This window comes from Pseudomonas capsici, from assembly GCF_017165765.1.
In the GTDB taxonomy this organism is placed as follows: domain Bacteria; phylum Pseudomonadota; class Gammaproteobacteria; order Pseudomonadales; family Pseudomonadaceae; genus Aquipseudomonas; species Aquipseudomonas capsici.
In genome coordinates, this window is the sequence record NZ_JAFGZD010000008.1 from 62,099 (window position 1) to 87,294 (window position 25,196).

At 59.8% G+C, this 25,196-nt stretch carries 24 protein-coding genes; 14 read left to right on the forward strand and 10 right to left on the reverse strand.

Going from position 1 to position 25,196, the window contains the following annotated elements; all coding sequences use genetic code 11:
- Positions 1 to 97: 97 nt before the first annotated feature.
- Positions 98 to 2,086: a 7TMR-DISM family protein gene (locus JSY17_RS13210; protein WP_206401905.1), complete on the reverse strand. Its 1,989-nt coding sequence runs from the start codon at positions 2,084 to 2,086 to the stop codon at positions 98 to 100.
- Positions 2,087 to 2,455: 369 nt separating this feature from the next.
- On the opposite strand from JSY17_RS13210, the gene JSY17_RS13215 reads away from it, so the two are divergent.
- The gene (locus JSY17_RS13215; protein WP_206401906.1) at positions 2,456 to 3,253 is read left to right on the forward strand and encodes a bifunctional hydroxymethylpyrimidine kinase/phosphomethylpyrimidine kinase; all 798 of its coding nucleotides are present in this window, start codon (positions 2,456 to 2,458) and stop codon (positions 3,251 to 3,253) included.
- Between the two features lie 23 nt (positions 3,254 to 3,276).
- The gene (thiE, locus tag JSY17_RS13220; RefSeq protein WP_122369818.1) at positions 3,277 to 3,900 is read left to right on the forward strand and encodes a thiamine phosphate synthase; all 624 of its coding nucleotides are present in this window, start codon (positions 3,277 to 3,279) and stop codon (positions 3,898 to 3,900) included.
- A gap of 81 nt (positions 3,901 to 3,981) precedes the next feature.
- Here thiE and JSY17_RS13225 read toward each other — a convergent pair whose 3' ends face one another.
- Both JSY17_RS13225 and JSY17_RS13230 read right to left on the reverse strand, forming a co-directional pair.
- Positions 3,982 to 4,503 carry a methylated-DNA--[protein]-cysteine S-methyltransferase gene (locus JSY17_RS13225; protein WP_122369820.1) on the reverse strand — a complete coding sequence of 174 codons (522 nt, stop codon included), beginning with the start codon at positions 4,501 to 4,503 and terminating at the stop codon, positions 3,982 to 3,984.
- Positions 4,500 to 5,945 carry an AlkA N-terminal domain-containing protein gene (locus JSY17_RS13230; RefSeq protein ID WP_206401907.1) on the reverse strand — a complete coding sequence of 482 codons (1,446 nt, stop codon included), beginning with the start codon at positions 5,943 to 5,945 and terminating at the stop codon, positions 4,500 to 4,502. Before JSY17_RS13230 ends, JSY17_RS13225 begins: the two co-directional genes overlap by 4 nt.
- Before the next feature lie 192 nt (positions 5,946 to 6,137).
- On the opposite strand from JSY17_RS13230, the gene hemL reads away from it, so the two are divergent.
- Positions 6,138 to 7,421 carry a glutamate-1-semialdehyde 2,1-aminomutase gene (gene hemL / locus JSY17_RS13235; protein ID WP_206401908.1) on the forward strand — a complete coding sequence of 428 codons (1,284 nt, stop codon included), beginning with the start codon at positions 6,138 to 6,140 and terminating at the stop codon, positions 7,419 to 7,421.
- Positions 7,422 to 7,610: 189 nt separating this feature from the next.
- Positions 7,611 to 8,159, forward strand: coding sequence for a tetratricopeptide repeat protein (locus tag JSY17_RS13240; protein WP_117182189.1), 549 nt, complete (start codon positions 7,611 to 7,613; stop codon positions 8,157 to 8,159).
- Between the two features lie 33 nt (positions 8,160 to 8,192).
- Here JSY17_RS13240 and JSY17_RS13245 read toward each other — a convergent pair whose 3' ends face one another.
- The gene (locus JSY17_RS13245) at positions 8,193 to 8,519 is read right to left on the reverse strand and encodes a DUF1820 family protein (protein ID WP_025261951.1); all 327 of its coding nucleotides are present in this window, start codon (positions 8,517 to 8,519) and stop codon (positions 8,193 to 8,195) included.
- 129 nt (positions 8,520 to 8,648) lie between these two features.
- On the opposite strand from JSY17_RS13245, the gene miaB reads away from it, so the two are divergent.
- From miaB to lnt, 5 genes are all read left to right on the forward strand, one after another.
- A complete protein-coding gene (gene miaB, locus JSY17_RS13250) occupies positions 8,649 to 9,977 on the forward strand; it encodes a tRNA (N6-isopentenyl adenosine(37)-C2)-methylthiotransferase MiaB (RefSeq protein WP_117163490.1) in 1,329 nt (442 codons plus the stop codon).
- A 166-nt stretch (positions 9,978 to 10,143) separates the two neighbouring features.
- A complete protein-coding gene (locus JSY17_RS13255) occupies positions 10,144 to 11,166 on the forward strand; it encodes a PhoH family protein (RefSeq protein WP_117184849.1) in 1,023 nt (340 codons plus the stop codon).
- Positions 11,159 to 11,659 carry an rRNA maturation RNase YbeY gene (gene ybeY, locus JSY17_RS13260; RefSeq protein WP_117182016.1) on the forward strand — a complete coding sequence of 167 codons (501 nt, stop codon included), beginning with the start codon at positions 11,159 to 11,161 and terminating at the stop codon, positions 11,657 to 11,659. Before JSY17_RS13255 ends, ybeY begins: the two co-directional genes overlap by 8 nt.
- A gap of 5 nt (positions 11,660 to 11,664) precedes the next feature.
- On the forward strand, positions 11,665 to 12,507 hold the full coding sequence (locus JSY17_RS13265) for an HlyC/CorC family transporter (protein WP_117182015.1): 843 nt from the start codon (positions 11,665 to 11,667) through the stop codon (positions 12,505 to 12,507).
- A 17-nt stretch (positions 12,508 to 12,524) separates the two neighbouring features.
- Positions 12,525 to 14,045, forward strand: coding sequence for an apolipoprotein N-acyltransferase (gene lnt / locus JSY17_RS13270; RefSeq protein ID WP_200979691.1), 1,521 nt, complete (start codon positions 12,525 to 12,527; stop codon positions 14,043 to 14,045).
- Positions 14,046 to 14,102: 57 nt separating this feature from the next.
- Here the strand turns inward: lnt and JSY17_RS13275 are convergent, their stop codons facing one another.
- Positions 14,103 to 14,861 carry a YdcF family protein gene (locus tag JSY17_RS13275; RefSeq protein ID WP_201014251.1) on the reverse strand — a complete coding sequence of 253 codons (759 nt, stop codon included), beginning with the start codon at positions 14,859 to 14,861 and terminating at the stop codon, positions 14,103 to 14,105.
- A gap of 84 nt (positions 14,862 to 14,945) precedes the next feature.
- Positions 14,946 to 15,317: a hypothetical protein gene (locus JSY17_RS13280; protein ID WP_117182012.1), complete on the reverse strand. Its 372-nt coding sequence runs from the start codon at positions 15,315 to 15,317 to the stop codon at positions 14,946 to 14,948.
- A gap of 316 nt (positions 15,318 to 15,633) precedes the next feature.
- Between JSY17_RS13280 and leuS the strand changes: the two genes are divergently transcribed.
- The 5 genes from leuS to JSY17_RS13305 all read left to right on the forward strand — a co-directional run bounded on the left by leuS (position 15,634) and on the right by JSY17_RS13305 (position 21,792).
- Complete coding sequence (gene leuS / locus JSY17_RS13285; protein ID WP_206401909.1) at positions 15,634 to 18,240, forward strand: leucine--tRNA ligase; 2,607 nt, start codon at positions 15,634 to 15,636, stop codon at positions 18,238 to 18,240.
- An 88-nt stretch (positions 18,241 to 18,328) separates the two neighbouring features.
- Positions 18,329 to 18,934, forward strand: coding sequence for an LPS-assembly lipoprotein LptE (locus JSY17_RS13290; protein ID WP_117182010.1), 606 nt, complete (start codon positions 18,329 to 18,331; stop codon positions 18,932 to 18,934).
- Positions 18,935 to 18,975: 41 nt separating this feature from the next.
- A complete protein-coding gene (gene holA / locus JSY17_RS13295) occupies positions 18,976 to 20,013 on the forward strand; it encodes a DNA polymerase III subunit delta (protein WP_206401910.1) in 1,038 nt (345 codons plus the stop codon).
- Between the two features lie 207 nt (positions 20,014 to 20,220).
- Entirely contained in the window at positions 20,221 to 20,376 is a 156-nt protein-coding gene (arfA, locus tag JSY17_RS13300) for an alternative ribosome rescue factor ArfA (protein ID WP_117182008.1), read from the forward strand.
- Positions 20,377 to 20,463: 87 nt separating this feature from the next.
- Positions 20,464 to 21,792: a lytic murein transglycosylase gene (locus tag JSY17_RS13305; RefSeq protein WP_206401912.1), complete on the forward strand. Its 1,329-nt coding sequence runs from the start codon at positions 20,464 to 20,466 to the stop codon at positions 21,790 to 21,792.
- 69 nt (positions 21,793 to 21,861) lie between these two features.
- Here JSY17_RS13305 and lipA read toward each other — a convergent pair whose 3' ends face one another.
- From lipA to JSY17_RS13325, 4 genes are all read right to left on the reverse strand, one after another.
- Entirely contained in the window at positions 21,862 to 22,869 is a 1,008-nt protein-coding gene (lipA, locus tag JSY17_RS13310; RefSeq protein WP_117163502.1) for a lipoyl synthase, read from the reverse strand.
- 1 nt (position 22,870) lies between these two features.
- The gene (gene lipB / locus JSY17_RS13315) at positions 22,871 to 23,518 is read right to left on the reverse strand and encodes a lipoyl(octanoyl) transferase LipB (protein WP_117163503.1); all 648 of its coding nucleotides are present in this window, start codon (positions 23,516 to 23,518) and stop codon (positions 22,871 to 22,873) included.
- Positions 23,518 to 23,793: a DUF493 domain-containing protein gene (locus tag JSY17_RS13320; RefSeq protein WP_025261966.1), complete on the reverse strand. Its 276-nt coding sequence runs from the start codon at positions 23,791 to 23,793 to the stop codon at positions 23,518 to 23,520. Before JSY17_RS13320 ends, lipB begins: the two co-directional genes overlap by 1 nt.
- Positions 23,794 to 23,882: 89 nt before the next feature.
- Positions 23,883 to 25,043 carry a D-alanyl-D-alanine carboxypeptidase family protein gene (locus JSY17_RS13325; protein WP_117163504.1) on the reverse strand — a complete coding sequence of 387 codons (1,161 nt, stop codon included), beginning with the start codon at positions 25,041 to 25,043 and terminating at the stop codon, positions 23,883 to 23,885.
- Between the last annotated feature and the right edge of the window lie 153 nt (positions 25,044 to 25,196).

Sequence of the window (25,196 nt, forward strand, 5' to 3'; positions counted from 1 at the left end):
TGCGGGCGCCCGGAGCGCCATTTGCAGCAGTGAACCACGCAGTTGCGGCTTTAAACAGTGCCGTTCGTGCCGAATGATCGGGGCTTTTTCCCGCGCCTCAGATGCCCCACTGAGCTTTGGCAGCCGGAGCCCTGCGCACGGCGCCCGGTATGGCCATCAGCAGAGGCAGGCTCAGGGTGAAACAACTGCCCTTGCCCGGCTCGGAACGATGGCTCAGGCTCCCGCCCTGCAACTCCACCAGTTGTCGGCAGATCGCCAGACCGATTCCCAGCCCGCCATACTCACGCGTCATGGAACCATCGACCTGGAAGAAACGCTGATACAAGGTCGCGTCATCCAGTTGGCTGAATCCTATACCGGTATCCATCACCTCGACCCGCAGCAACAGGACGTCGTTGTCATGCTGTTGAGACATGGCGCGCACCTTGACCCCGCCCCGCTTGGTGAACTTGATTGCATTGTCCAGCAGGCATTCGAGGCACTGGTACAGCTTGTGGACATCGCCACGCACGCTTTCCGGCATTTGCTCGTCCAGCTCGAATGTCAACTCCAGGCCCTTGGCCTGCGCTGCGCCGCGAAAGCGGTCACGCAATTGCTCGAACAGACCGCACGTATCGAAGGCATCGCTTTCGGCATACAGCACGCCGGCCTGAAGCTCGGTCAGGGTCAGGATGCCGTTGATCATGCTCATCATGTCCTGAGCGGAGGCAGCAGCCGTCTGCTGATACATCTCCAGCTCGCCGTCCATCGGCACGGTCTGCATCAGTTCCAGCGAACCGATGACCCCATTCATCGGCGTTCGCAGCTCATGGGTCAGCGTGGCCAGAAACTCGTCCTTGAGCCGGTTACTGGTGGCCAGTTGGTGGTTCAGGCGCTCCATGTCCTTGCCGGCTTCGAGCAGGGTCTGGGCCTGTTGCTCGCGGATATGGTTGACCCGGTCAGCCAGGGCCAGCGACAGGAATGCCATTTCCAGTACCGAACTGATCTGGCTGGCATACAGGCTGAGGAAGGTATTGGGGATATACCCGAAAAGCATGGCGGCGTTGACCAGCCCGCCTATCAGAAACACAACCCAGGCGACCAGGAAGTAGCGAGCGATTCGCACGCCCTTGAGCACCGCCGTAATACCGGTTGTCAACATCGCCAGGAAACACGCCAGCACCAGCATCGTTACGCTGCGCAATGCCAGGCCGTAATTGGCGAACAGGGCCAGCAGCATTGCCACCACGGCACCGGCCATCACGGCAATCAGCATGAAATCCAGCCAGCGCGCCAAGGCTCTGGTCTGCAGAAAGCTGCGTGAAAACTGGCTGACGAAAAACACCGAGATCGCCATCAACAAGGGCGTAGCGGTGTTGGCCCACACAGGGCTGTTCGGCCAGAGGTATTCGATGGCGACGCCATTGATCGATAGCTGATAGAGGCCGAACGAGGCGATATACAGGATGTAATACAGATAGCCGGGGTCGCGCACGCTGATGTAGATGAACAGGTTGTAGACCAGCATGCCCATCAACACGCCATAGATCAGCCCGAGGATATAGACCTTGGCGGGCTGTTCTTCCATGTAGGCATGACTGGCCCACAGATTGAGCGGTGCCTGGATCGGTCCCTGGCTGGCGATGCGCATATAGACAGTGATCGGCTTGTTCGGGGGAAGGTCTACCCCGAACACGAAGTTGCCCTGTTTCACGTCGCGACTTGAAAACGGCAGCATGTCACCGGTTTTCCAGGTCAGTTGATAACGCCCGTTGCCGTCCGGCAGATAGACGTCCACGTGGTCCATCGGTGGATAAGCCAGCTCCAGCAGCCAGTCAGAATGTGGAGCCCGGGGATTTGGCTTGTAGAACAGTTCGATCTTCAGCCAGAACGCCGAGCGCGAGTAACCCGCGTTGAGTGTTTCGCTGTCGAGCGCACGAAAGGCTCCGGCCTCGGAAACGACCCTGTCGATACTCGCCTTGCCACTCACGTCTTCAAAAACCTGGATCTCGCGCCCCAACGGCAGGCTGCGAATGTTTTCATCAAACTCGACGGCATGAGCCAGCAATGGAAACCAGGCAACCAGCATGATCAGCAAATAGCGCATAAAGCCCCAAGGTAGAACGTCGCTGTCATTTCATCCGTTGATGACGACGCCCCGCAAATTTCTTTCCTTGAAACAGGCAATAGTTCAAAACAGACAGGTCAGTGTATGGACCTTGCTTACGCCGATACACCTGACTCTGGTATCAAAGAGTCACCAGAGACAAAAAAGGTTTTCACGAATATCCAAGCATAGCGGTTAATGGCCTTTAGTCACTATTGCTTGAAAATAAAAGCAACGGCTCTATCTCGGCACTCGCAGGGCAAACTCAAATATTTCTGTCTTGAAAGCATCGTTAAACTTTCACCTTCGCCCAGAAAAAAACTGAACGACCGGCAGTCCGGGAAAGGTTTAGTGATAAGCTCGCGCACCATGAATATCTATAGCTCCCGTCCCGTAGTCCTCTGCCTCAGCGGCCACGATCCCAGCGGTGGTGCCGGCCTGCAGGCGGATATCGAAGCTCTGCTCGCCCAAGGCTGCCATGCTGCTGCGGCCGTGACAGCCCTGACCGTTCAGGACACGGTCAATGTCAGCGACTTTCGCGTGCTTGATCGTGAATGGGTCCTGGCCCAAGCCAACGCGGTCTTCAATGATTCGAGCGTAGCAGCAGTCAAGCTGGGCATGCTGGGTTCACTGGAAATGGTCGACACCGTTGCCCAACTGCTGACGGCGCATCCCGATCTGCCTGTGGTCTGCGACCCGGTCCTGCGCGCTGGCGGCGGTGGCCGACTGGGCAAGGACGAAGTCGGTTACGCAATGCGTGAGCGCCTGCTGCCCCTGTCGACGATTGCCACTCCCAACCTGCCCGAAGCCCGCATCCTGGCCGAGCTGCCCGAAGGCACTGCCGACGAATGTGCGCAAAAACTGCTGCCATTCTGTGAAAACCTGCTGATTACCGGCGGGCATGGCGACGAACAGCAAGTGCACAACCGCCTCTACACCCGCAGTGGTCAGGCCCATACCTTTATCTGTCAACGCCTGCCCGGCAGCTATCACGGTTCGGGGTGCACGCTGGCCAGTGCCCTGGCCGGACGGCTGGCTCAGGGAGAAGCGCTGGTCAGCGCGGTGCAAACGGCGCTGGATTACACCTGGCGAACGTTGCGCGACGCAGAGCAACTGGGCAAGGGACAATTCGTGCCTCGCCGTCTGCCACTGGATTTTGGTTCGTAACGCCCAGCCATGAGGCTCATTCGATGAAACTACGTGGCCTGTATGCCATTACCGACAGCACCTTGCTGGCCGGTAAATTCCTGCCTTACGTTCAGGCCGCCCTCGAAGGCGGCGTGACCTTGCTGCAATACCGGGACAAGACCGGCGACGAATCCCGTCGCCTGCGCGAAGCCAGCGAACTGCTCAAGCTGTGCGAGCAGTACAAGACCCGGTTGATCATCAACGACGATGCCGAACTGGCAGCCCGCTTGGGCGTCGGGGTTCATCTTGGGCAAACCGATGGCTCGCTGCCGGATGCCAGAGCGCTGCTGGGGCATAAGGCGATTGTTGGCGCGACGTGCCACGGCAGGCTTGAACTGGCTGAAAAGGCCAAGGCAGACGGTGCCACCTATGTAGCATTCGGGCGTTTTTTCAACTCCCAGACCAAACCCGATGCGCCCGCCGTGCCTTTCGACCTGCTGGATCAGGTACGTGCCAAAGTCTCGTTACCCATTGCCGTGATTGGCGGCATTACCGTGGAGAACGCACCGCAACTGGTGGCCCATGGCGCTGATCTGCTGGCAGTGGTTCATGGGTTGTTTGGAGCCGAAAATACACAGGAGGTCACACGGCGGGCGAAAGCGTTCAATGCGCTTTTTCGCGAATGATTGGCCCGAAGTGTGAGGCCGCTTGACCCTGTCGCGAGCAAGCGCCCTCCCACACTGGGAAAATCACTTCAAACCCGTCTTCTAAACGACCCCGATCACCTTGAGTTCGAAATCAGGCATGCCATTGGCATTTTCCAGCGCCAGTAACGCTCGCTTGCGATCAACACCACCGGCATAACCGGTCAGATCCCCTCCCGCACCAATGACCCGATGACACGGCACGATGATCGAAATCGGGTTCTTGCCGTTGGCCGTACCGACTGCGCGAGAGTGTCCGGGGCTCAGGCCCATTTTCCGGGCCATCGCGCCGTAGGACAGCACTTCGCCATAAGGAATCCGCGCCAGTTCGCGCCACACCTGCTCCTGAAAGGAAGTGCCCCGCAACCGCAGCGGCACCTCGAAGACACGACGCTGGCCACTGAAGAACTCGGTCAGTTGCTCCTGCGCCTGACGAATCACCCGGGGGACGGCATGATCGTTGGGCAGCAGCACCAGTTGCGGAAAGTATTTCTGGCCGACGAAGTACACACCGGTCAGCGCATCGTCCTCGGCTCGCAGGGCGACATCGCCCAGCGGACTTGAAAGCAGATAGCCATGAATCATTTTTTGGCCTCCTCACGTTGACGCCAGACATGCACCGTAGCGTAAGCACGCCAGGGTGCCCACTGACTGGCATATTCATTGAGCTGGGCGACCGTTGCACAGCCTAGATGTTTTTTAAGCACCGCATCGCCTTCGGGAAAAGCATTGGGCCAGCCCAGGGCACGCATGGCGATATATTGCACGGTCCATTCACCGATGCCGCGAATATGCCGCAAGGCCGACAGGGTTTCATCCAGAGGCACCAGCGGTTCGAGGATGATGCGCCCTGCCGCCACTTCCTGCGCCACAGCGATAATGGCTTCGGCACGAATACGGATGATACCCGTGGCAATCAGGTCTTCCGGAGACAGGCCGGCAATCGCCTCCGCTGTCGGAAACGCATGCCGCAGTCCGAAAGGAGCTTCATCCACCGCCGTACCGAAACGCTCGGCGATACGTCCCAGAATCAACCGGGCCTGAGTCACCGATATCTGCTGGCCAACCACCGCCCGAACCGCGATCTCGAAACCATCGAATGCTCCCGGTACGCGCATGCCCGGCAACCCGCCAATCAGCGGCCCGAGATGAGCATCCACCAGATCAGGCCGACAGCCAGTGTCGAACACCCGCCGCACACGCCCCAATACCTGAGCGATACCCGACTGAAGAGAGGCCGACACCGTCACTACCAGGGCATGGCGCAATGGCGCATGACTGACTGTCAGCCAGCCGGCCAGCAGGCGCCCCGCATGCTCGACGGTGATCACCCGGGTATAGGACTCGTCATCCACATGTTCGACCCCGACAATGCAACGATGGGCCAGAAACTCCAGCACGCCCGCCCATGAAAAAGGCGGCCGGTAAGACAACTCGAAACGCATGCTGGCCTCACCGCAGCGGTTCGTTGCCTTTCTCAAGCGCAACGGGTTGAGGCCATAACGCGCCTGAAAGACATCATTGAAACGCCTGACACTGCCAAACCCGGAAGCCAGCGCCACTTCAGCCATGGACATGCCCGTATCGGTCAACAGACGCTTGGCGATCAGCAGCCGCTGGGTCTGGGAATAATCGATCATCGACACACCAAACTCGGCCTCGAAAATCCGCCGCAGGTGCCGCGAAGTCACGCCGACCCGATCAGCCAGGACATCGAGGCTTCTGCCACTCAGAAAGCCCTCCTCTATCAATCGTGCGGCAGCCTGAGCCAGCCGACTGGAGACATCCAGCAAGCCATGGCCCGGTGCCAGTTCAGGACGGCAGCGCAGGCACGGACGAAAACCCGCCTGCTCGGCAGCCGCCGCCGTTGCATAGAAACTGCAGTTTCTGGCCAGTGGCGCACGTACCGGGCACATGGGCCGGCAATAGATTCCGGTGGTCGAGACGCCCATGAAAAACCAGCCGTCAAAACGGCGGTCCCGGGCGACAAAGGCCGCATAGCACACATCAGGATCGAGAGTTTTCATGAAGCTGACCCTACTCCAGCGCCGGGAAAAAGTCTGGCTGAATTCGGACATGTGCATCCGGCAGCCATGTGGCATTTGCTATAGTGCGGCTCCCTACGCCTTCCGGCCTCGTGACGTCACCGAAGCAGCCATGCACAGAGCTGCACACTCAGCGTAGAAACGACTTCCCGGTTCAAAAGCAGAGACCCGATCATGTCCCGTTCCGAAACACTCTTCGCCAACGCCCAGAAACACATCCCCGGTGGTGTCAACTCGCCGGTCCGCGCTTTCAAGAGCGTTGGCGGTACGCCCCTGTTCTTCAAACATGCTGCTGGCGCTTACGTGACTGACGAAGACGACAAGCGCTATGTCGATTACGTCGGTTCCTGGGGCCCGATGATTCTGGGCCATAGCCACCCGCAAGTACTCGAGGCCGTACGCAGCCAGCTGGAACACGGTCTGTCCTATGGCGCACCGACCGCCATGGAGACCGAGATGGCCGATCTGGTCTGCTCCCTGGTGCCCTCCATGGAAATGGTGCGCATGGTCAGCTCCGGCACCGAAGCGACCATGAGCGCGATTCGCCTGGCCCGCGGCTACACCGGCCGCGACAGCATCATCAAGTTCGAGGGCTGCTACCACGGCCACTCCGACAGCCTGCTGGTCAAGGCCGGTTCCGGCGCACTGACTCTGGGCGTGCCCAGCTCGCCCGGCGTTCCGGCCGCTTTCGCCAAACACACCCTGACCGTGCCGTTCAACGACCTGGAGGCCGTCCGCCAACTGCTGGCCGATGTCGGTCAGGAAGTGGCGTGCATCATCGTCGAACCGGTCGCGGGCAACATGAACTGCGTTCCGCCTGCACCGGGCTACCTGCAAGGCCTGCGCGACCTGTGCGACGAACATGGCGTGGTGTTGATCTTCGACGAAGTGATGACCGGTTTTCGTGTGGCACTCGGCGGCGCCCAGGCTTACTACGGCGTTACACCGGACCTGAGCACTTTCGGCAAGATCATTGGCGGCGGCATGCCGGTGGGCTGCTTTGGCGGCAAGCGCGAAATCATGTCGCATATCGCGCCGCTGGGACCGGTCTATCAGGCCGGTACGCTGTCGGGCAACCCGCTGGCCATGGCCGCCGGCCTCACCACCCTGCGCCTGATCAGCCGCGAAGGCTTCCACGATGAGCTGAGCGACTACACTCGCCGCCTGCTCGAAGGCCTGCAACAACGTGCCGACGCAGCGGGTATCCCGTTCGTGACCACTCAGGCGGGTGGCATGTTTGGTCTGTATTTCAGTGATGCCAGGGAAATCGTGACCTTCCAGGACGTCATGAGCAGCGATGCAGACCGCTTCAAACGCTTCTTCCACCTGATGCTCGAAGACGGTGTGTACCTGGCGCCAAGCGCATTCGAAGCAGGTTTCACCTCCATCGCCCATGGCGAAACCGAGCTGAAACTGACCCTCGATGCTGCCGAAAAAGCGTTCGCTGCGCTGAAATAAGCTAATGTAGGAGCGAATTCATTCGCGAATGAATTCGCTCCCACGGGTTTGAACCCCATAAATCGGGCCCGTGCAGCAGAAAAGCCGTAAAGACTTTGTAAGGTTGGCCCTGCTTATTTCATAATGGCCAGCCAGCACGTTTCGCTGGACGGGTACGCCCGCACCTTTTTCAGAGGTAAGTCGACTCCCATGAACCGCACCGGCCGCACCCTTGCATTGGGCTGCCTGTTGCTTGTCTATCCCCTGCTGACCAATGCAGGTGGCAACTCGTTGTTAATCCCAGCGGTGGGTCGTTGCACCCTCAATACTCAGCCCGAGAATCTTCCGGCTGCGCTTTCGGCATGCCAGCAGGCAGCACAATCGGGGGATGCACAAGCGCAATACGAGCTGGGCGAGTTCTATTACGAGGGGCAGAACACTCCTCGCGACCTGCCACAGGCGCTGAACTTTTTCGAGCAGGCATCGTTGCAGGGGCATGCGCAGGCGCAGTATCAGCTGGGCTTGATGTTTGCTCGCGGCGAAGGTGTGCAGGCCAATAACATTCAGGCGTATATCGTGCTGAAGATGGCTGCGGTCAATGGTTCGGAAGAAGCGCTGGATGCGGCGGACGAAGTGTCGGCCAAGATGAAGCGCGACGAACTGGAAGTCGCGACCCAGGTACTGGGCCAGATCTTCCGCAAATACCTGATGGAACTGCAGACCGCCGAAGGGCGGAGCCCGTTCTCGCCTCTGCCCTGATCGAATCGCGTCAGGGCTGACCTTCCTCGTTTTCTACTTTTCAGGCATCGGCATCGGAAACGGCATCACATTGCCACCTCCACGAGCCTCGCTGATCTTCGGCGTGCCCATGCGCTCGACCTCATCGATGCGCACAATCGAATGCATCGGCACGAAACTGCGCACCACGCCCTCGAACTGCGCCTTGAGCTTTTCTTCGCTGGGGTCAACCACGACAGTCGTACGCTCACCGAAGACGAACTCTTCCACTTCCAGAAAACCCCACAGATCGCTCTGGTAGATCTGCTTGGCGTACATCTCGAAAACCTGGCCCTGGTTGAGGAAAATCACCTTGTAGATTGGAGCTTCGCGTTTGGTCATAAAAGCCGGATAACGATCACAGATAAAAAAGGGCACGAACTATAGCATGTCCTCCGGACAGGCAACGCTAGGAACCGGTGAGCATCGTCCCTATAATGCGCGGTTCTTTGAATCCGCTGATGATCACGCATGGCCAAGAAGCTTTATATCGAAACCCACGGTTGCCAGATGAACGAGTACGACAGCTCGCGCATGGTCGATCTGCTGGGCGAACATCAGGCCCTGGAAGTCACCGCACGTGCGGAAGATGCCGACGTGATCCTGCTCAATACCTGCTCGATTCGCGAGCGCGCCCAGGATCGGGTCTATTCCCAGCTGGGTCGCTGGCGTGAACTGAAACTGGCCAACCCGGAGATGGTCATCGCCGTCGGCGGCTGCGTCGCCAGTCAGGAAGGCGCGGCGATTCGTGATCGCGCACCTTACGTGGACGTGGTCTTCGGCCCGCAGACCCTGCACCGCCTGCCGGAAATGATCGACACCGCACGCATCACCCGCCTGCCCCAGGTGGACGTGTCGTTCCCGGAAATCGAAAAATTCGACCACCTGCCCGAGCCGCGCATCGATGGCCCAAGTGCCTATGTGTCGGTGATGGAAGGCTGCAGCAAGTACTGCACGTTCTGCGTCGTGCCTTATACCCGTGGCGAAGAAGTCAGCCGCCCGTTCGATGACGTACTGGCGGAAGTCATTCATCTGGCCGAAAACGGCGTGCGTGAAATCACCCTGCTGGGCCAGAACGTCAACGGCTATCGCGGCACCACTCATGATGGCCGCGTAGCCGATCTGGCCGACCTGATCCGCGTGGTTGCGGCAGTCGACGGTATCGACCGCATCCGCTACACCACTTCGCACCCTCTGGAGTTTTCCGACAGCCTGATCCAGGCTCACGCCGAAGTGCCGGAGCTGGTCAAACACCTGCATTTGCCCGTGCAGTCGGGTTCCGACCGCATTCTGGCGGCCATGAAGCGCAACCACACCACGCTGGAGTACAAGTCCAAGCTGCGCAAGCTCAAGGCTGCCGTGCCGGGTATCAGCATCAGTTCGGACTTCATCGTCGGCTTCCCGGGCGAAACCGAGAAAGACTTCGAGAACACCATGAAGCTGATCCAGGACGTGGGTTTCGACTTCTCGTTCTCGTTCATCTACAGCCCGCGCCCCGGTACGCCAGCCGCCGATCTGAAAGACGACACCCCCGAAGCGCTCAAGAAAGAACGCCTGGCAGCCCTGCAACATCGCCTCAACCAGCAGGGTTTCGAGATCAGCCGACAAATGGTCGGCAGCATCCAGCGCATTCTGGTGACCGATTACTCGAAAAAGGACCCCGGCGAGCTGCAAGGGCGCACCGAAAACAACCGGATCGTCAACTTCCGCTGCGACAACCCCAAGCTGATCGGGCAATTCGCCGATGTGCACATTGACGATGCGCAGCCGCATTCCTTGCGGGGCTCGTTGTTGCAGTAACGTTTTTTCGCGAATGAATTGGCTCCCACAATTGGCCTCGTGGGAGCGAATTCATTCGCGAACACCCCACCCTCTCCCCCCTTTAACAAGTCAGACCTTTCGCCCAAGGTTCTCTAGGGGTATTCTTCAATTCAACTCAACTGCCGTCGGGCGGCTAAAAACGACCTTGAACGCTCCCACAGAACCTCATCGCTTTATCCTCGAACCTTTCGAGGCCCATCGTTTCGCCAACTTGTGCGGGCAACTCGACGAGCATCTGCGCTTGATCGAACAACGCCTGGACATCGAGATCCGCAATCGCGGCAATCAATTCGAGCTCATTGGCGAGTCCCGGCACACCACCTCGGCTGAAAACCTTCTGCGCCGCCTGTACCGTGAAACCAAGGGTACGGACCTGACGCCAGACATGGTTCACCTGTTCCTGCAGGAATCCGGTGTCGAAGGGCTGGACAACCATCCGGCCGCCGAAGTGGGCGTGGCCCTGCGCACCAAGAAAGGCATGATTCGCCCACGCGGCCTGAATCAGCAGCGTTACGTCAAGGAAATCCTCGGTAACGACATCAACTTCGGCATCGGCCCGGCGGGTACCGGCAAGACCTATCTGGCTGTCGCCTGCGCGGTGGATGCCCTGGAGCGCGAGCAGATCCGCCGCATCCTGCTGGTGCGTCCGGCCGTCGAAGCGGGCGAAAAGCTCGGCTTCCTGCCAGGTGATCTGGCCCAGAAGATCGACCCTTATCTGCGTCCGCTCTACGACGCCCTTTACGAAATGCTGGGCTTCGAATATGTCGCCAAGCTGATCGAGAAGCAGGTCATTGAAGTTGCACCGCTGGCCTACATGCGCGGACGCACCCTTAATAACAGCTTCATCATTCTCGACGAGAGTCAGAACACCACCGTCGAACAGATGAAAATGTTCCTGACCCGTATTGGCTTCGGCTCTACCGCCGTCATCACCGGTGACATTACCCAGGTCGACCTGCCCAAAGGCACGAAGTCGGGCCTGACCCATGTCATCGATGTCCTCAAGGACGTGCCCGGCATCAGCTTCAGCCACTTCAAACCCAAGGACGTGGTTCGCCATCCGCTGGTGCAGCGTATCGTCGAAGCCTATGAGCGCTTCGATGACCGCTTCAGCGACACGCAGACCGGCAGCGCCAACTCCTCACGGGACAGCCGCCGCGATGCTTGAGCTGGATCTGCAACTGGCAAGTGAAGCAAAAGCCCCCAGCGAAGCCCAGTTCCGCCTCTGGTGCGAAATGGGCCTGCGCCAGCGCAGCGCCGACTCGGAGCTGACCATCCGTCTGGTCGACGAACCCGAAGGGCGCGAACTTAATCACACCTGGCGGCACAAAGATTACGCCACCAACGTGCTCTCCTTCCCTGCGGACGTGCCCGACGACATGCTGGACATCCCGCTGCTGGGCGATCTGGTCATCTGCGTGCCGGTGGTCAATCGCGAAGCACAGGAACAAGGCAAGGCCGTTGATGCGCACTGGGCGCACATGGTCATTCACGGCTGTCTTCATCTGCTTGGTTACGACCATATCGAGGATGAAGAAGCCGAGGAAATGGAAGCACTGGAACGAACGTTGCTTGAGGAACTGGGCTATCCGGACCCTTATGCAGACGACGAAAGCGCCGAACATCAACATTCAGACACACCAAGCAAGGATCACGAGTAAGGGCTATGAGCGAAGACCGATCGAGCAACGGACAAAAGTCATGGCTGGGTAAACTGACCCAGGCTTTTGTCCACGAGCCGAAAAACCGCCAGGAGCTGCTTGAGCTGCTGCGCGAAGCCCAACAGAACAAACTGCTGGACAGCGAAGCGCTGGCCATTGTCGAAGGGGCCATTCAGGTGGCTGACCTGCAAGTACGCGACATCATGGTGCCGCGCTCGCAGATGATCAGCATCCGTGCCAACCAGACACCCCGCGAATTCCTGCCTGCAGTCATCGATGCCGCGCATTCGCGCTATCCGGTGATCGGCGAAAGCCACGACGACGTACTCGGCGTGCTGCTGGCCAAGGATCTGCTGCCGCTGATCCTCAAGCCCGACGGCGACAGCGACGACATCAAGAGCCTGCTGCGCCCGGCGACCTTCGTCCCCGAGTCCAAGCGTCTCAATGTGCTGCTGCGCGAATTCCGCGCCAACCACAACCACATGGCCATCGTCATTGACGAATACGGCGGTGTGGCCGGTCTGGTGACCATCGAAGACGTACTGGAACAGATCGTCGGCGATATCGAGGACGAGCACGACGTCGAAGAGGACAGCTACATCAAACCGCTGCCCAGCGGCGACTTCCTGGTCAAGGCCCTGACGCCCATCGAAAGCTTCAACGAGTTCTTCGACAGCGAGTTTTCCGATGACGAATTCGATACGGTCGGCGGGCTGGTCATGAATGCCTTCGGTCATTTGCCCAAGCGCAACGAAATCACCGAAATCGGTGCCTATCGTTTCCGCGTCCTGAGCGCTGACAGCCGTCGCATTCACTTGCTACGCCTGAGCCCGATCTCTCGTCCGTAACGTTTCAAGGAATAGACATGCGCTGGATAACCCGCCCCGGCTGGCCCGGTAATCTGCTGGCCGTGGCGGCTGGCGGGCTCACGACCCTGGCCCTGGCGCCCTTCGACATCTGGCCTCTAGCCCTGGTGGCGGTGGCGATTTTCTACCTGGGCCTGCGCGAGACGAGTCCGCGCCAGGCATTCGTCCGGGGCTGGTGCTACGGCTTCGGCCTGTTCGGTGCGGGCACCAGCTGGATCTACGTCAGCATCAATACCTACGGTGGTGCATCGCCACTGCTGGCCGGGCTGTTGATGCTGCTGTTCATCTCGCTGATCGCCCTGTTCTTTGCCCTGCCCGCCTGGGTGTGGGCACGCTGGATTCGTCGCAATGAAGCGCCGCTGGCCGACGCTCTGGCCTTCGCAGCCTTGTGGACAGCCCAGGAAGCCTTTCGCGGCTGGTTCCTGACCGGCTTCCCGTGGCTGTATTCGGGCTACAGCCAGTTGCATGGCCCTTTGGCCGGTCTGGCACCGGTCGGTGGCATCTGGCTTATTTCCTTCGTGCTGGCGTTGACCGTTGCACTGCTGAGCAATCTGCACCGCTTGCGGGCACGCAAATCCTTTCTTGCCGCAGGCGTGGCGTTATTACTCGCCCCCTGGATTATCGGTATCGCCCTCAAAGGTCACGCCTGGACCTCACCGGCGGGCGCACCGCTTAAAGTCGCGGCGATACAGGGCAATATCGAACAAAGCATGAAGTGGGACCCCAAGCAGTTGAATGCGCAACTGGCGCTTTATCGCGACATGACGTTCAACTCGCAACAGGCCGACCTGATCGTCTGGCCGGAAACGGCTGTGCCGGTGCTCAAGGAATCTGCGGAAGGTTACCTGACGATGATGGGCAAGTTCGCCGCCCAACGAGACTCGGCGCTCATTACCGGCGTACCGGTGCGCGAAGTGACCGAACGTGGCGAATCCCGTTATTACAACGGCATCACGGTCACCGGCGAAGGTGATGGCACCTACCTGAAGCAGAAGCTCGTCCCGTTTGGCGAATACGTGCCGCTGCAGGACATTCTGCGCGGGCTGATCGCCTTCTTCGACCTGCCCATGTCCGACTTCGCCCGCGGCCCGAGCGACCAGAGCATGCTGCAGGCCAAGGGGTATCAGATTGCGCCGTTCATTTGCTATGAAGTGGTCTACCCGGAATTCGCGGCTGGCCTTGCGGCACAGAGCGACGTGCTGCTGACCATCAGCAACGACACCTGGTTCGGCACCTCCATCGGCCCGCTGCAACACCTGCAGATGGCCCAGATGCGCGCTCTTGAAGCCGGTCGCTGGATGATCCGCGCCACCAACAATGGCGTCACCGGCCTCATCGACCCGTTCGGCAGGATCACCGTACAGATTCCGCAATTCGAGCGCGGCGTGCTCTATGGCGAAGTGGTCCCGATGCAGGAGCTGACGCCCTACCTGCACTGGCGCTCATGGCCGCTGATCATCGTCTGCACGCTGCTGTTTGGCTGGGCATTGCTGGCGGCGCGTATTGCAAAAACAGTTTGAGCTACAAGCTACAAGCTTTTGACTTGAAGCTTGTAGCTTGCAACTTGCGGCTTCCGCTCAATACGCTCCCCGATAAAACAACTGCCCCATCGCCTCATTGATCAGCCAACGGTTTTGCATGAAGGCCGTCGCATCCGGCAGCCAGCCACCCAGCGGCTGCTCGCTGGCGCGCCCCAGGAAACCTACCGGAGCGGCCACCACAGTGAATCCGGCCTGCTCGAAGCTCCAGCGTGAGCGCGCCATGTGCCAGGCCTGGGTGACCACCACCACCCGCTTGATACCCAAGGGTTGCAGCATCTCGGCGGTCATCGTCGCGTTTTCCCAGGTGGTACGGCTAAGCCCTTCCTGCCAACGTACCGCCACCCCGAAATCTTCTTGCAGCGATTGCGCCATGATTGCGGCCTCACTAGGCGGCTCGCCGAAATGCAAACCGCCGGTAACCAGGACCGGCAATCCGGAAGCCTTGGCCAGATGCGCGGCAAAGCGCAACCGCTCCAGTCCGACACCTGTCGGTACATCAGTGCCCCAGGCCGGATCATTGCGTTCACGTCCGGCCCCCAGGACCACAATGGCGTCAGCCTGCTGTGCCAGGGTAGCCCACTGCTCACGCGGCAAGGGCTGATCGTGCTCCAGCGCGCGCGCCCCCCACTCCACCACCACCGGCAGACTCATCAGCCACAGGCCTCCGAGCCCCAGCGTGAAGCAGGCAGCCGCGATGCGTGGTCGGGAGCGACGCACCCACCAGGCAACAGCGAGCAGCACCAGGAAAATGCCCGGAGGCAGAAGAAGGGATTTGAGCAGATAACGTAAAGGCATCGAGCATCTCCAGAGATGCCCGAAGCCTAAGTTTTTTGAAACTAAGCAGCAATGCTTATAAGGCGGACCCGAAGCCCGCTTGCGTTAGAGCTTGAATGTAGTGTTTGACGTGTAGCGGCTCGACTCACCCGATGCCCTGGCCCGCCTCTTGTCCTTGAGCCAGATGATTCTGGCGGACTCTTTAGGCGGCATTATCGAATGTGTCTGCTCCGGTGAAACAATGAAACTGCCCTCAGACTTACCCTTAACAGCCCCGCTCACACCCATCGCATCTTTTTCAAGATAAGCCTCGATAAATTCGAGTTCGGCACTGCTCAAACCTGCAAGTTCAAGCTCGACGGGCGACTCGTTACGAAGTCGAACCGCGGTATCTGCCGTTTCCAGAGCAAGCCCCAGACGATGGATCAAACGTTCATACAGCTCAGGAGTGCTTACTGTGTGCTGCAACTCTGTCATCCGCTCACCTCTTTGGAGAGTAAAAATATACTCTCGCCATTGAGCTTAGCGCTGCTGTAAAAACAGGCGTGAAACTGCGACCAACGGCCAGATAGAGCCGTCTGAACGGTCTTTGAAGGAGCGCTGCAACAATCAGCGTTTCCCTCGGTAGACAGCGCTCATGTATGCTACGGCGCTTCCTGTAATTCCACTTCCGCTCTCACATGAGCCTGTACGCACCGCAAAGACAGTCACGATTGTCCGGCAAAGGGTGCCAAGCTGACTCGGCGAAGCAATGAAGAGGTCAAGGGTCACCAATCTTTAGTAAAAAGTAGCCATGCACGAACTCTATCAGCCCCGCGAAATCGAAGCCGCCGCCCAAGCCTTTTGGGAAGAGCAAAAGTCTTTTGAAGTCAGTGAGCAGCCAGGCAAGGAAACCTACTACTGCCTGTCGATGTTCCCTTATCCGAGCGGCAAGCTGCACATGGGTCATGTGCGCAACTACACCATTGGCGACGTGATCTCTCGCTACCAGCGCATGCAGGGCAAGAATGTCCTGCAGCCGCTGGGCTGGGATGCTTTCGGCATGCCTGCGGAAAACGCCGCGATCGACAACAATGTCGCGCCGGCCAAGTGGACCTACGAAAACATCGACTACATGAAGACCCAGCTCAAGAGCCTGGGCCTGGCCATCGACTGGTCGCGTGAAGTCACCACCTGCAAGCCCGATTACTACCGCTGGGAACAATGGCTGTTCACTCGCCTGTTCGAGAAAGGTGTGATCTATCGCAAGAACGGCACCGTGAACTGGGACCCGATCGACCAGACCGTACTGGCCAACGAGCAGGTCATCGACGGCCGTGGCTGGCGTTCGGGCGCGCTGATCGAGAAGCGCGAAATCCCGATGTACTACTTCAAGATCACGGCCTACGCCGATGAGCTGCTGCAAAGCCTCGACGAATTGCCCGGCTGGCCTGAACAGGTCAAGACCATGCAGCGCAACTGGATCGGCAAATCCCGCGGCATGGAAGTCCAGTTCCCTTACAACGAAGCTTCGATTGGCGAAGCCGGCGCGCTGAAAGTCTTCACCACCCGCCCCGACACCCTGATGGGCGCCACCTACGTGGCCGTGGCCGCCGAGCACCCGCTGGCGACCCAGGCAGCGCAAGGCAATGCCGAGCTGCAGGCGTTCATCGATGAATGCAAGAGCGGCAGCGTCGCCGAAGCCGACGTCGCCACCCAGGAAAAGAAAGGCCTGCCGACCTCGCTGTTCGTCGAGCATCCACTGACCGGTGAAAAACTGCCGGTGTGGGTCGCCAACTACGTGCTGATGCACTACGGCGACGGCGCGGTCATGGCCGTACCGGCTCACGACGAGCGCGATTACGAGTTCGCCACCAAGTACAACCTGCCGATCAAGGCCGTGGTGCGTACCAGCGCGGGCGACGAAACCCCGGCGCCATGGCAGGAAGCCTACGGCGAGCATGGCGTGCTGATCAATTCCGGCGAATTCGACGGCCTGGATTTCCAGGCCGCGTTCGACGCCATCGAAGCCGCACTGCTCAAGAAGAACCTGGGCCAGTCCCGCACCCAGTTCCGTCTGCGCGACTGGGGCATCAGCCGTCAGCGCTACTGGGGCTGCCCGATCCCGATCGTCCACTGCGCCACATGCGGCGACGTACCGGTTCCGGAAGATCAACTGCCGGTGGTGCTGCCGGAAGACGTCGTACCCGACGGTGCAGGCTCGCCACTGGCGCGCATGCCTGAATTCTACGAGTGCACCTGCCCGAAATGCGGCGCACCGGCCAAGCGTGAAACCGACACCATGGACACCTTCGTGGAGTCCTCCTGGTACTACGCACGCTACGCGTCCCCGCACTACGAGGGTGGTCTGGTCGAGCCGAACGCTGCCAACCACTGGCTGCCGGTGGATCAATACATCGGCGGTATCGAACACGCGATCCTGCACCTGCTGTATGCGCGCTTCTTCCACAAACTGATGCGCGACGAAGGTCTGGTAACGTCCAACGAGCCGTTCAAGAACCTGCTGACTCAAGGCATGGTCAACGCCGAAACCTACTTCCGCATGGAAGCCAACGGCAAGAAGACCTGGATCAATCCTGCCGACGTGACCCTGGAACGCGACGCCAAGGCCAAGGTCATCAGCGCGGTCCTGACCAGCGACGGCCTGCCGGTGGAAATCGGCGGCACCGAAAAGATGTCGAAGTCGAAGAAAAACGGCATCGACCCGCAAACCATGATCGATCAGTACGGTGCCGACACCTGCCGCCTGTTCATGATGTTCGCCTCGCCGCCCGACATGAGCCTGGAGTGGTCCGACTCCGGCGTCGAAGGCTCGCACCGCTTCCTGCGCCGCGTATGGCGTCTGGCTCAGGCCCACGTTGGCCAGGGCCTGCCGGGCAGCCTCGATCTGGCGACCCTGAGCGATGATCAGAAGGCCATTCGCCGCTCCATTCATCAGGCGATCAAACAGGCGAGCCAGGATATTGGTCAGAACCAGAAATTCAACACAGCCGTCGCTCAGGTGATGACTTTGATGAACGTGCTGGAAAAGGTCCCGCAGGCCACGGCCCAGGATCGCGCACTGCTTCAGGAAGGCCTGGAAACCGTCGCCCTGCTGCTGGCGCCGATCACGCCGCACATCAGCCACGAGCTGTGGAAACAGCTGGGGCATGAAAATGCCGTTATCGATGCCGGCTGGCCGGTTCTGGACGAAAGCGCGCTGGTACAGGACAGCCTGCAACTGGTGATTCAGGTCAACGGCAAGCTGCGTGGCCAGATCGAGATGCCGGCCAGCGCCAGCCGCGAAGAAATCGAAGCCGCTGCACGAGTCAACGAAAACGTGCTGCGCTTTATCGATGGCCTGACGATCCGCAAAGTGATCGTCGTGCCTGGCAAGCTGGTCAATATCGTCGCAAGCTGATTGGATCAGGCGCCTGGCAAGGGTCGGGCGCCAGACATATTTCCAGGGCTGCAAGATCGGCCCAAACGGATTCAAGGGGAGCATCAAGATGATCAAACGCAATTTGCTGGTGATGGGCCTGGCGGTGTTGTTGAGTGCCTGTGGCTTCCAGCTGCGTGGCACCGGCACCAACGAGCTGGCGATCAAGGAACTGGATCTGAGCGCACGCAACCAGTACGGCGAGACGGTCACCCAGCTCAATCGCACACTGACCAACTCGGGCGTCAAGATCTACACCGGCGCGCCATACAAGCTGATCCTGACCAACGAAGCCGAAACCCAGCGCACTGCCAGCTATTCGGGCTCCGGTCGCTCGGCCGAGTACCAGTTGACCGTTACGCTCAACTACGAAATGCGTGGTGAGAAAGACCGCGTCCTGCTGGGTGACAAAGTCAGCGTGGAGAAGATCTACAACCATGACGGCAACAACCTGACCGCTTCGGATAACGAAGCCCAGCAAGTGCGCAATGAAATGCGTAGCGAACTGGTCCAGAAGATGATGGCCCGTCTGCAACAGCTGACCCCGGAGCGTCTGGCGCAACTGCAGAAGAAAGCCGACGACGTGGCCAAGGCTGAGGCGGACGCTCTGGAAGCGGCCCAGCGGATACGCGACGAGACGCCTCAGCAGTCGCCTCTCGAAGTACCTGCCAGGTAAGTGTCCGGGGCCAGCTTGCTGGCCCCGGTATCATCCGAACCATGAAACTCGCCCCCGCCCAACTCAGCAAGCATCTGCAAGGTGCTCTTGCGCCCGTGTATGTCATCAGCGGCGACGATCCGCTGCTCTGTCAGGAAGCCGCCGACGCCATCCGCACAGCCGCACGCCGGCAAGGTTTCGACGAGCGCCAGGTATTCAGCGCCGACGCCAGCTTTGACTGGGGCACACTGCTGCAGGCAGGTGCCAGCATGTCGCTGTTCGCCGAACGTCGCCTGCTGGAGTTGCGTCTGCCTTCGGGAAAACCCGGCGACAAAGGCGCTGCCGCGCTCATGGAGTACTGCGCCAATCCTGCCGAAGACACGCTGCTGCTGATCAGCCTGCCCAAGCTCGATGGCAGTGCCCAGAAGACCAAATGGGGCAAGGCGCTGATCGAAGGTCCGCAGACCCAGTTCCTGCAGATCTGGCCGGTGGACATCGGCCAGCTACCGCAATGGATTCGCCAGCGCCTGTCCCAGGCTGGGCTGGCTGCCACTCAGGATGCCGTGGAGCTGATTGCAGCCCGTGTCGAAGGCAACCTGCTGGCTGCCGCGCAGGAAGTCGAAAAGCTCAAGCTGATGGCCGAAGAAGGCCAGATCACTGTCGACACCGTTCAGGCTGCCGTAGCTGACAGCGCGCGCTTCGATGTTTTCGGCCTTACCGACGCGGTACTCAACGGCGAAGCGGCCCATGCCCTGCGCATTCTGGAAGGCCTGCGTGGCGAAGGCGTCGAGACGCCAGTGATTCTCTGGGCGCTGACCCGTGAACTTCGGATACTGGCCAACATGTCGTTGCAATACAGCCAGGGCATCCCGCTGGATAAAGTCTTCAGCTCGGCAAGGCCACCGATCTGGGACAAACGCAAACCCCTGATGAGCAAAGCCCTGCAACGCTATTCGGCCAAGCGCTGGGCTCAGTTGCTCATGGACGCACAACGCATCGATGCCCAGATCAAAGGCCAGGCCGCAGGTTCGCCATGGAGCAGCCTGAGTCGGTTGACCCTGTTGATGGCTGGACAGCGGTTGCCGTTGCCTGCCGAGTAACAGGGCCTTTAGATACCGAATTGATTCCGCTGCAGGAGCGCGCTTGCCCGCGACAGCGGTCCTCCAGAAACCATAACTATCCTGGGATGCGAATTCATTGACGAAAAAGCCTTCCAAACCCCATCGCCATAGCACACAGCTATTGGACATGGCCCCCGCCCTGCCCGATCATTCGCGCCGTTCAACCCCAGCCGAGAGTATCCCGCCATGAGCAAGCCAAAGCGGCCAAACAAGGCCAAGTCCATCATTGCCCAGCCATTGTTCCGCAGTCGTCAGGAACGACCAGCCAAGGGCAAAGGCAGCTACCGCCGCGAAGCCTTCCAGTCTAAAAGCTGGGAGGCTTCTTGCTTTATGGCTGCGTGATAAACAGCAACAAGCCTTCAGGCGCTTTCAACCGCCAAGCCGTGTTAAGGTCTGCATCTGTCGTCGGTAATCCCTTTGGACCCAAGCATGCCTTCTTGTTTTACCCATCCTTGGCAGTTGCGCCAACTCATCGCCGCCTCCAGCCTTATCGCTCTGGTAGCTTGCGCAGAAAAACCCACTGCTGCCGATGCCACTCCTCTTCAAGCCAGCAAGACCCAGCCTGTCGCGCCTGTAGCGGTGCCGACACCGGCTCTGGTCGTGGATGAAAACCTCACCATCCAGCCCGCCATCAGCTTTACGGAATGGCAGGCAGGCTTTCGCAATCAGGCACTGAGGGCCGGTATCCGCGCCGATGTCTTCGACCGTGCATTCAGCGGTGTGACGCCAGACATGAGCGTGGTCAAGGCGGACCGCACCCAGCCGGAGTTCAGCCGCCCGGTATGGGAATATCTGGACGGCGCAATTTCTGCCGCCCGGGTACGCAAGGGCCAAGCCCTGCTTGCCCAGTACAGCACCGACCTGCAGAACATCGAGCAGCGCTACGGCGTCGATCGTCAGGCGCTGGTGGCGGTATGGGGCATGGAGAGTAACTTCGGCCAGTTCCAGGGTTCGCAATCGGTAATCCGCTCCCTGGCCACACTGGCCTACGAAGGCCGTCGTCCGGAATTCGCCCAGAGCCAGTTGCTGGCAGCGCTGGAAATCCTCCAACAAGGCGATATCACCCCGGAGAAAATGCTTGGCTCATGGGCAGGAGCCATGGGACAGACCCAGTTCATACCGACCACCTACAACACTCATGCGGTGGACTTCAACGGTGATGGGCGTCGGGATATCTGGAACACACCGGCCGATGCCCTGGCGTCCACGGCTCACTACCTGCAAAGCTCAGGATGGCAGCGTGGCCAGCCGTGGGGCTTCGAAGTGGTGCTGGGTTCGGATTTCGACTACTCCCTCGCTGACGCTTCGACCCGCAAGAGCCTGCCGGAATGGCAAAAGCTTGGCCTGAAGCTTCCCGATGGCTCGGCATTGCCTGTGGCTGCCAGCCAGCAACAAGCGGCCCTGCTGCTGCCTGCAGGCTATCGCGGCCCGGCCTTCCTGGTGCTGGACAACTTCCGCGCCATTCTGCGCTACAACAACTCTTCGTCCTATGCCCTGGCGATCAGCCTGTTGTCCGACCGCTTCAAAGGGGCCGGCTACATTGTGGGCAACTGGCCTCGCACCGACCTGCCCCTGAGCCGCTCCGAGCGGATCGAGCTGCAAACCCTGCTGTCGGCCCGCAAATACGATGCAGGCGCTCCAGACGGCATTATCGGTGCCAATACCCGCAAGGCGATTCGCAGTGCCCAGCAGTCCCTGGGCTGGCCAGCCGATGGCTATCCGACCCACGAGCTGCTGAACAACCTGCGCAAGCCCTGACAGGTCTGCATAAAAAAACGGGCCGGATATCACTATCCGGCCCGTTTTTCATTACCCGTCAAATGCTCATCAGAGCAGATTCTTGGCAATCTTGGCCTGTTCGTCGGCGTGGTACGACGAACGTACCAGCGGCCCGGAAGCCACGTTCTTGAAGCCCATCTTGTAACCTTCCTCGGCGAACCAGGCGAAGGTGTCCGGGTGCACGAAGCGCTGGACCGGCAAGTGGCTGCGCGAAGGCTGCAGGTACTGACCCAGGGTCAGCATGTCGATGTCGTGTTCGCGCATGCGCTGCATGACTTCGATGACTTCGTCGTCGGTCTCGCCCAGACCCAGCATCAGGCCGGATTTGGTCGGAACGTGCGGCACCATCTGCTTGAAACGTTGCAGCAGGGTCAGCGACCACTGGTAGTCCGACCCCGGGCGCGCAGCCTTGTACAGGCGCGGTACGGTTTCGAGGTTGTGGTTGAACACATCCGGCGGCTCGGCTGCGGTGATTTCCAGCGCCACGTCCATGCGGCCACGGTAATCCGGAACCAGGGTTTCGAGCTGAACATTCGGCGACAAGGCACGGATTTCACGGATGCAGTCGGCAAAGTGCTGGGCACCGCCGTCGCGCAGGTCGTCGCGGTCCACCGAGGTGATAACCACGTACTTGAGGCGCAGGTCGGCAATCGCCACCGCGAGGTTCTTCGGCTCGTCGGTGTCCAGAGGCTTCGGACGGCCATGGCCGACGTCGCAGAACGGGCAGCGACGGGTGCAGATGTCACCCATGATCATGAAGGTCGCGGTACCGCCGGAGAAGCACTCGCCCAGGTTCGGGCAGGATGCCTCTTCACAGACGCTGTGCAGCTTGTGCTTGCGCAGCAGTTGCTTGATACGGTCGACTTCAGGGGAAACCGGGATTCGTACACGAATCCAGTCCGGCTTCTTGGGCAGTTCAACCGTCGGGATGATCTTGACCGGGATGCGTGCGACTTTTTCGGCACCGCGCAGCTTTACGCCCGCTTCGACTTTCGGACGGGGAGCGCGCTCGGAAACATCCAGCGTCGGGATCAGGGTTTGCACGGTGTCAGTCATATCATTCTATTCCGCCCGTAAGGGTCGCCTGCTCAGCATAGTCGAGGTGTTTGACGAGCTGCGCACGCAGCCGGGCACTTACCTCGGAAAATTCCGTCTTCCCTGCGTGATCGCGTAGCTGGGTCATTGCCAGCCCGGCATATCCGCAGGGGTTGATGCGGCGGAACGGCTCCAGATCCATGTCGACGTTCAACGCCAATCCATGGAACGAACAACCGTTACGAATGCGCAGGCCGAGGGACGCGATTTTCGCGCCGTCGACATATACGCCAGGGGCATCGGCCTTGGCCGCCGCCGTCACCCCATAACTGTCCAGCAAGGCAATCAGGGTGTTTTCGATCCGGGTAACCAGATCGCGAACCCCAAATCCAAGGCGCCTGACATCGAGCAACAGATAGGCAACCAGCTGGCCGGGGCCATGATAGGTCACTTGGCCGCCACGATCGACCTGTACGACAGGAATATTGCCCGGCAACAGCAAATGCTCTGCCTTGCCGGACTGTCCCTGGGTAAAGACCGGAGGGTGCTGCACCAGCCAGACCTCGTCTGCGGTGTCGCGGTCACGCCCGTCGGTGAAGCGCTGCATGGCATGCCAGGCGCTTTCGTAATCGATCAGGCCAAGATCACGAAAGCCCAGGATATCGCCCATCAGAGCACCATATGCACGACACCCGTAGCGCGAAGGGCACTATTGATATCGCGCAACTGGTCTTCGCCGGTGGCGACGATATGCAGTTGTACGGTGGTGTACTTGCCGTTGCTGCTCTGACGCTCGGCGAGCGTGGAGACGTCGATCTTGGCGTGCTTGCCGAGAATCTCGATCACCGCAGCAGTAAAACCCACGCTGGTATCGCCGATCACCTTGATCGGGTAGTCATCGCAGGGGAATTCGATTTTGTGCGACTTGACGTCGGTATCGGTCATGGCAGTAAAGGTCTCACAAGCCGTGACGACGGACACGCAGCCTGCTCAGGAAGCAGGCCGCGAGAAGGTCGGCATTGATTACTAGAAGGTCAGTTGAACAAGCCGTAGAAGAACATGCGAATGCTATCCCACACGCGGCGGAAAATACCACCTTCCTCGACAGCCTCAAGTGCGATGAGGTTGGCAGTATGCACCACCTTGTCGTCCTTCTTGACTTCGACCTTGCCGATCACGTCACCCTTGGCAATCGGGGCAACCAGTTGCGGGTTCATGATCATGCTGGCGCTGAGCTTCTTCATGTCGCCCTTGGGCATGGTCATGCTCAGGTCTTCTGCCAGGCCAGCCTTGACCTGACGGGTGGCACCTTTCCAGACGGATGCCTGGGCCAGTTCCGTACCCTTCTGATAGAAGTTCTGGGTTTCGAAGAAGCGGAAACCGTAGGTCAGCAGCTTCTGGGTTTCGGCTGCACGAGCCTGCTCGCTGTTGGTACCGAACACCACGGCGATCAGACGCATGCCATCACGTACTGCCGAGGACACCATGCAGTAGCCGGCTTCTTCGGTGTGACCGGTTTTCAGACCGTCAACGGTCTTGTCGCGCCACAGCAGCAGGTTGCGGTTAGGCTGCTTGATGCCGTTCCAGAAGAATTCCTTCTGCGAGTAGATCGCGTAGTGAGCCGGGTCTTCGTGGATGATGGCACGCGCCAGGATGGCCATGTCATGAGCCGACGAGTAGTGCTCGGGGTTCGGCAGACCGGTCGGGTTCATGAAGTGGCTGTTGGTCATGCCCAGATCGCCAGCAGTCTTGTTCATCATGTCGGCGAAAGCGTCTTCGCTACCGGCAATATGCTCGGCCACTGCAACGCTGGCGTCGTTACCCGACTGGATGATGATGCCGTGCAACAGGTCGCTGACCGTCACCTGGCTGCCAACCTTGATGAACATCCGCGAACCACCGGTACGCCAGGCGTTTTCGCTGACGGTAACCGGATCGTTCTCGCCGATCTGGCCGCGACGGATTTCCAGGGTCGCGATGTAAGCCGTCATCAGCTTGGTCAGGCTCGCAGGAGCCAGACGCTGGTCACCGTTGTTTTCAACCAGAACGTTGCCGCTGGAGGCATCCATCAGCACGTAGGACTTGGCGGCCAGTTGCGGCGCAGCAGGCGTCATCTGTTCGGCGGCCCAGGCAGCCGGGGCGATGATCAGTGGCACAAGCAGGCACAAACGTTTTGCAAAGGTGGTGATGTTCATCCGTCTCTCGAAATTGCTAATGGGCAAACATGCCCTCACGGGCAAAGCGGAACAAGCCGGCGAAGCGCATGCACTTCACGGCGGCTCGTGGCGCCAGGCTGAATCCCTGGCTGACAAGATCGCCTGTTCAACACACGATCCTGCGGGCAGTGC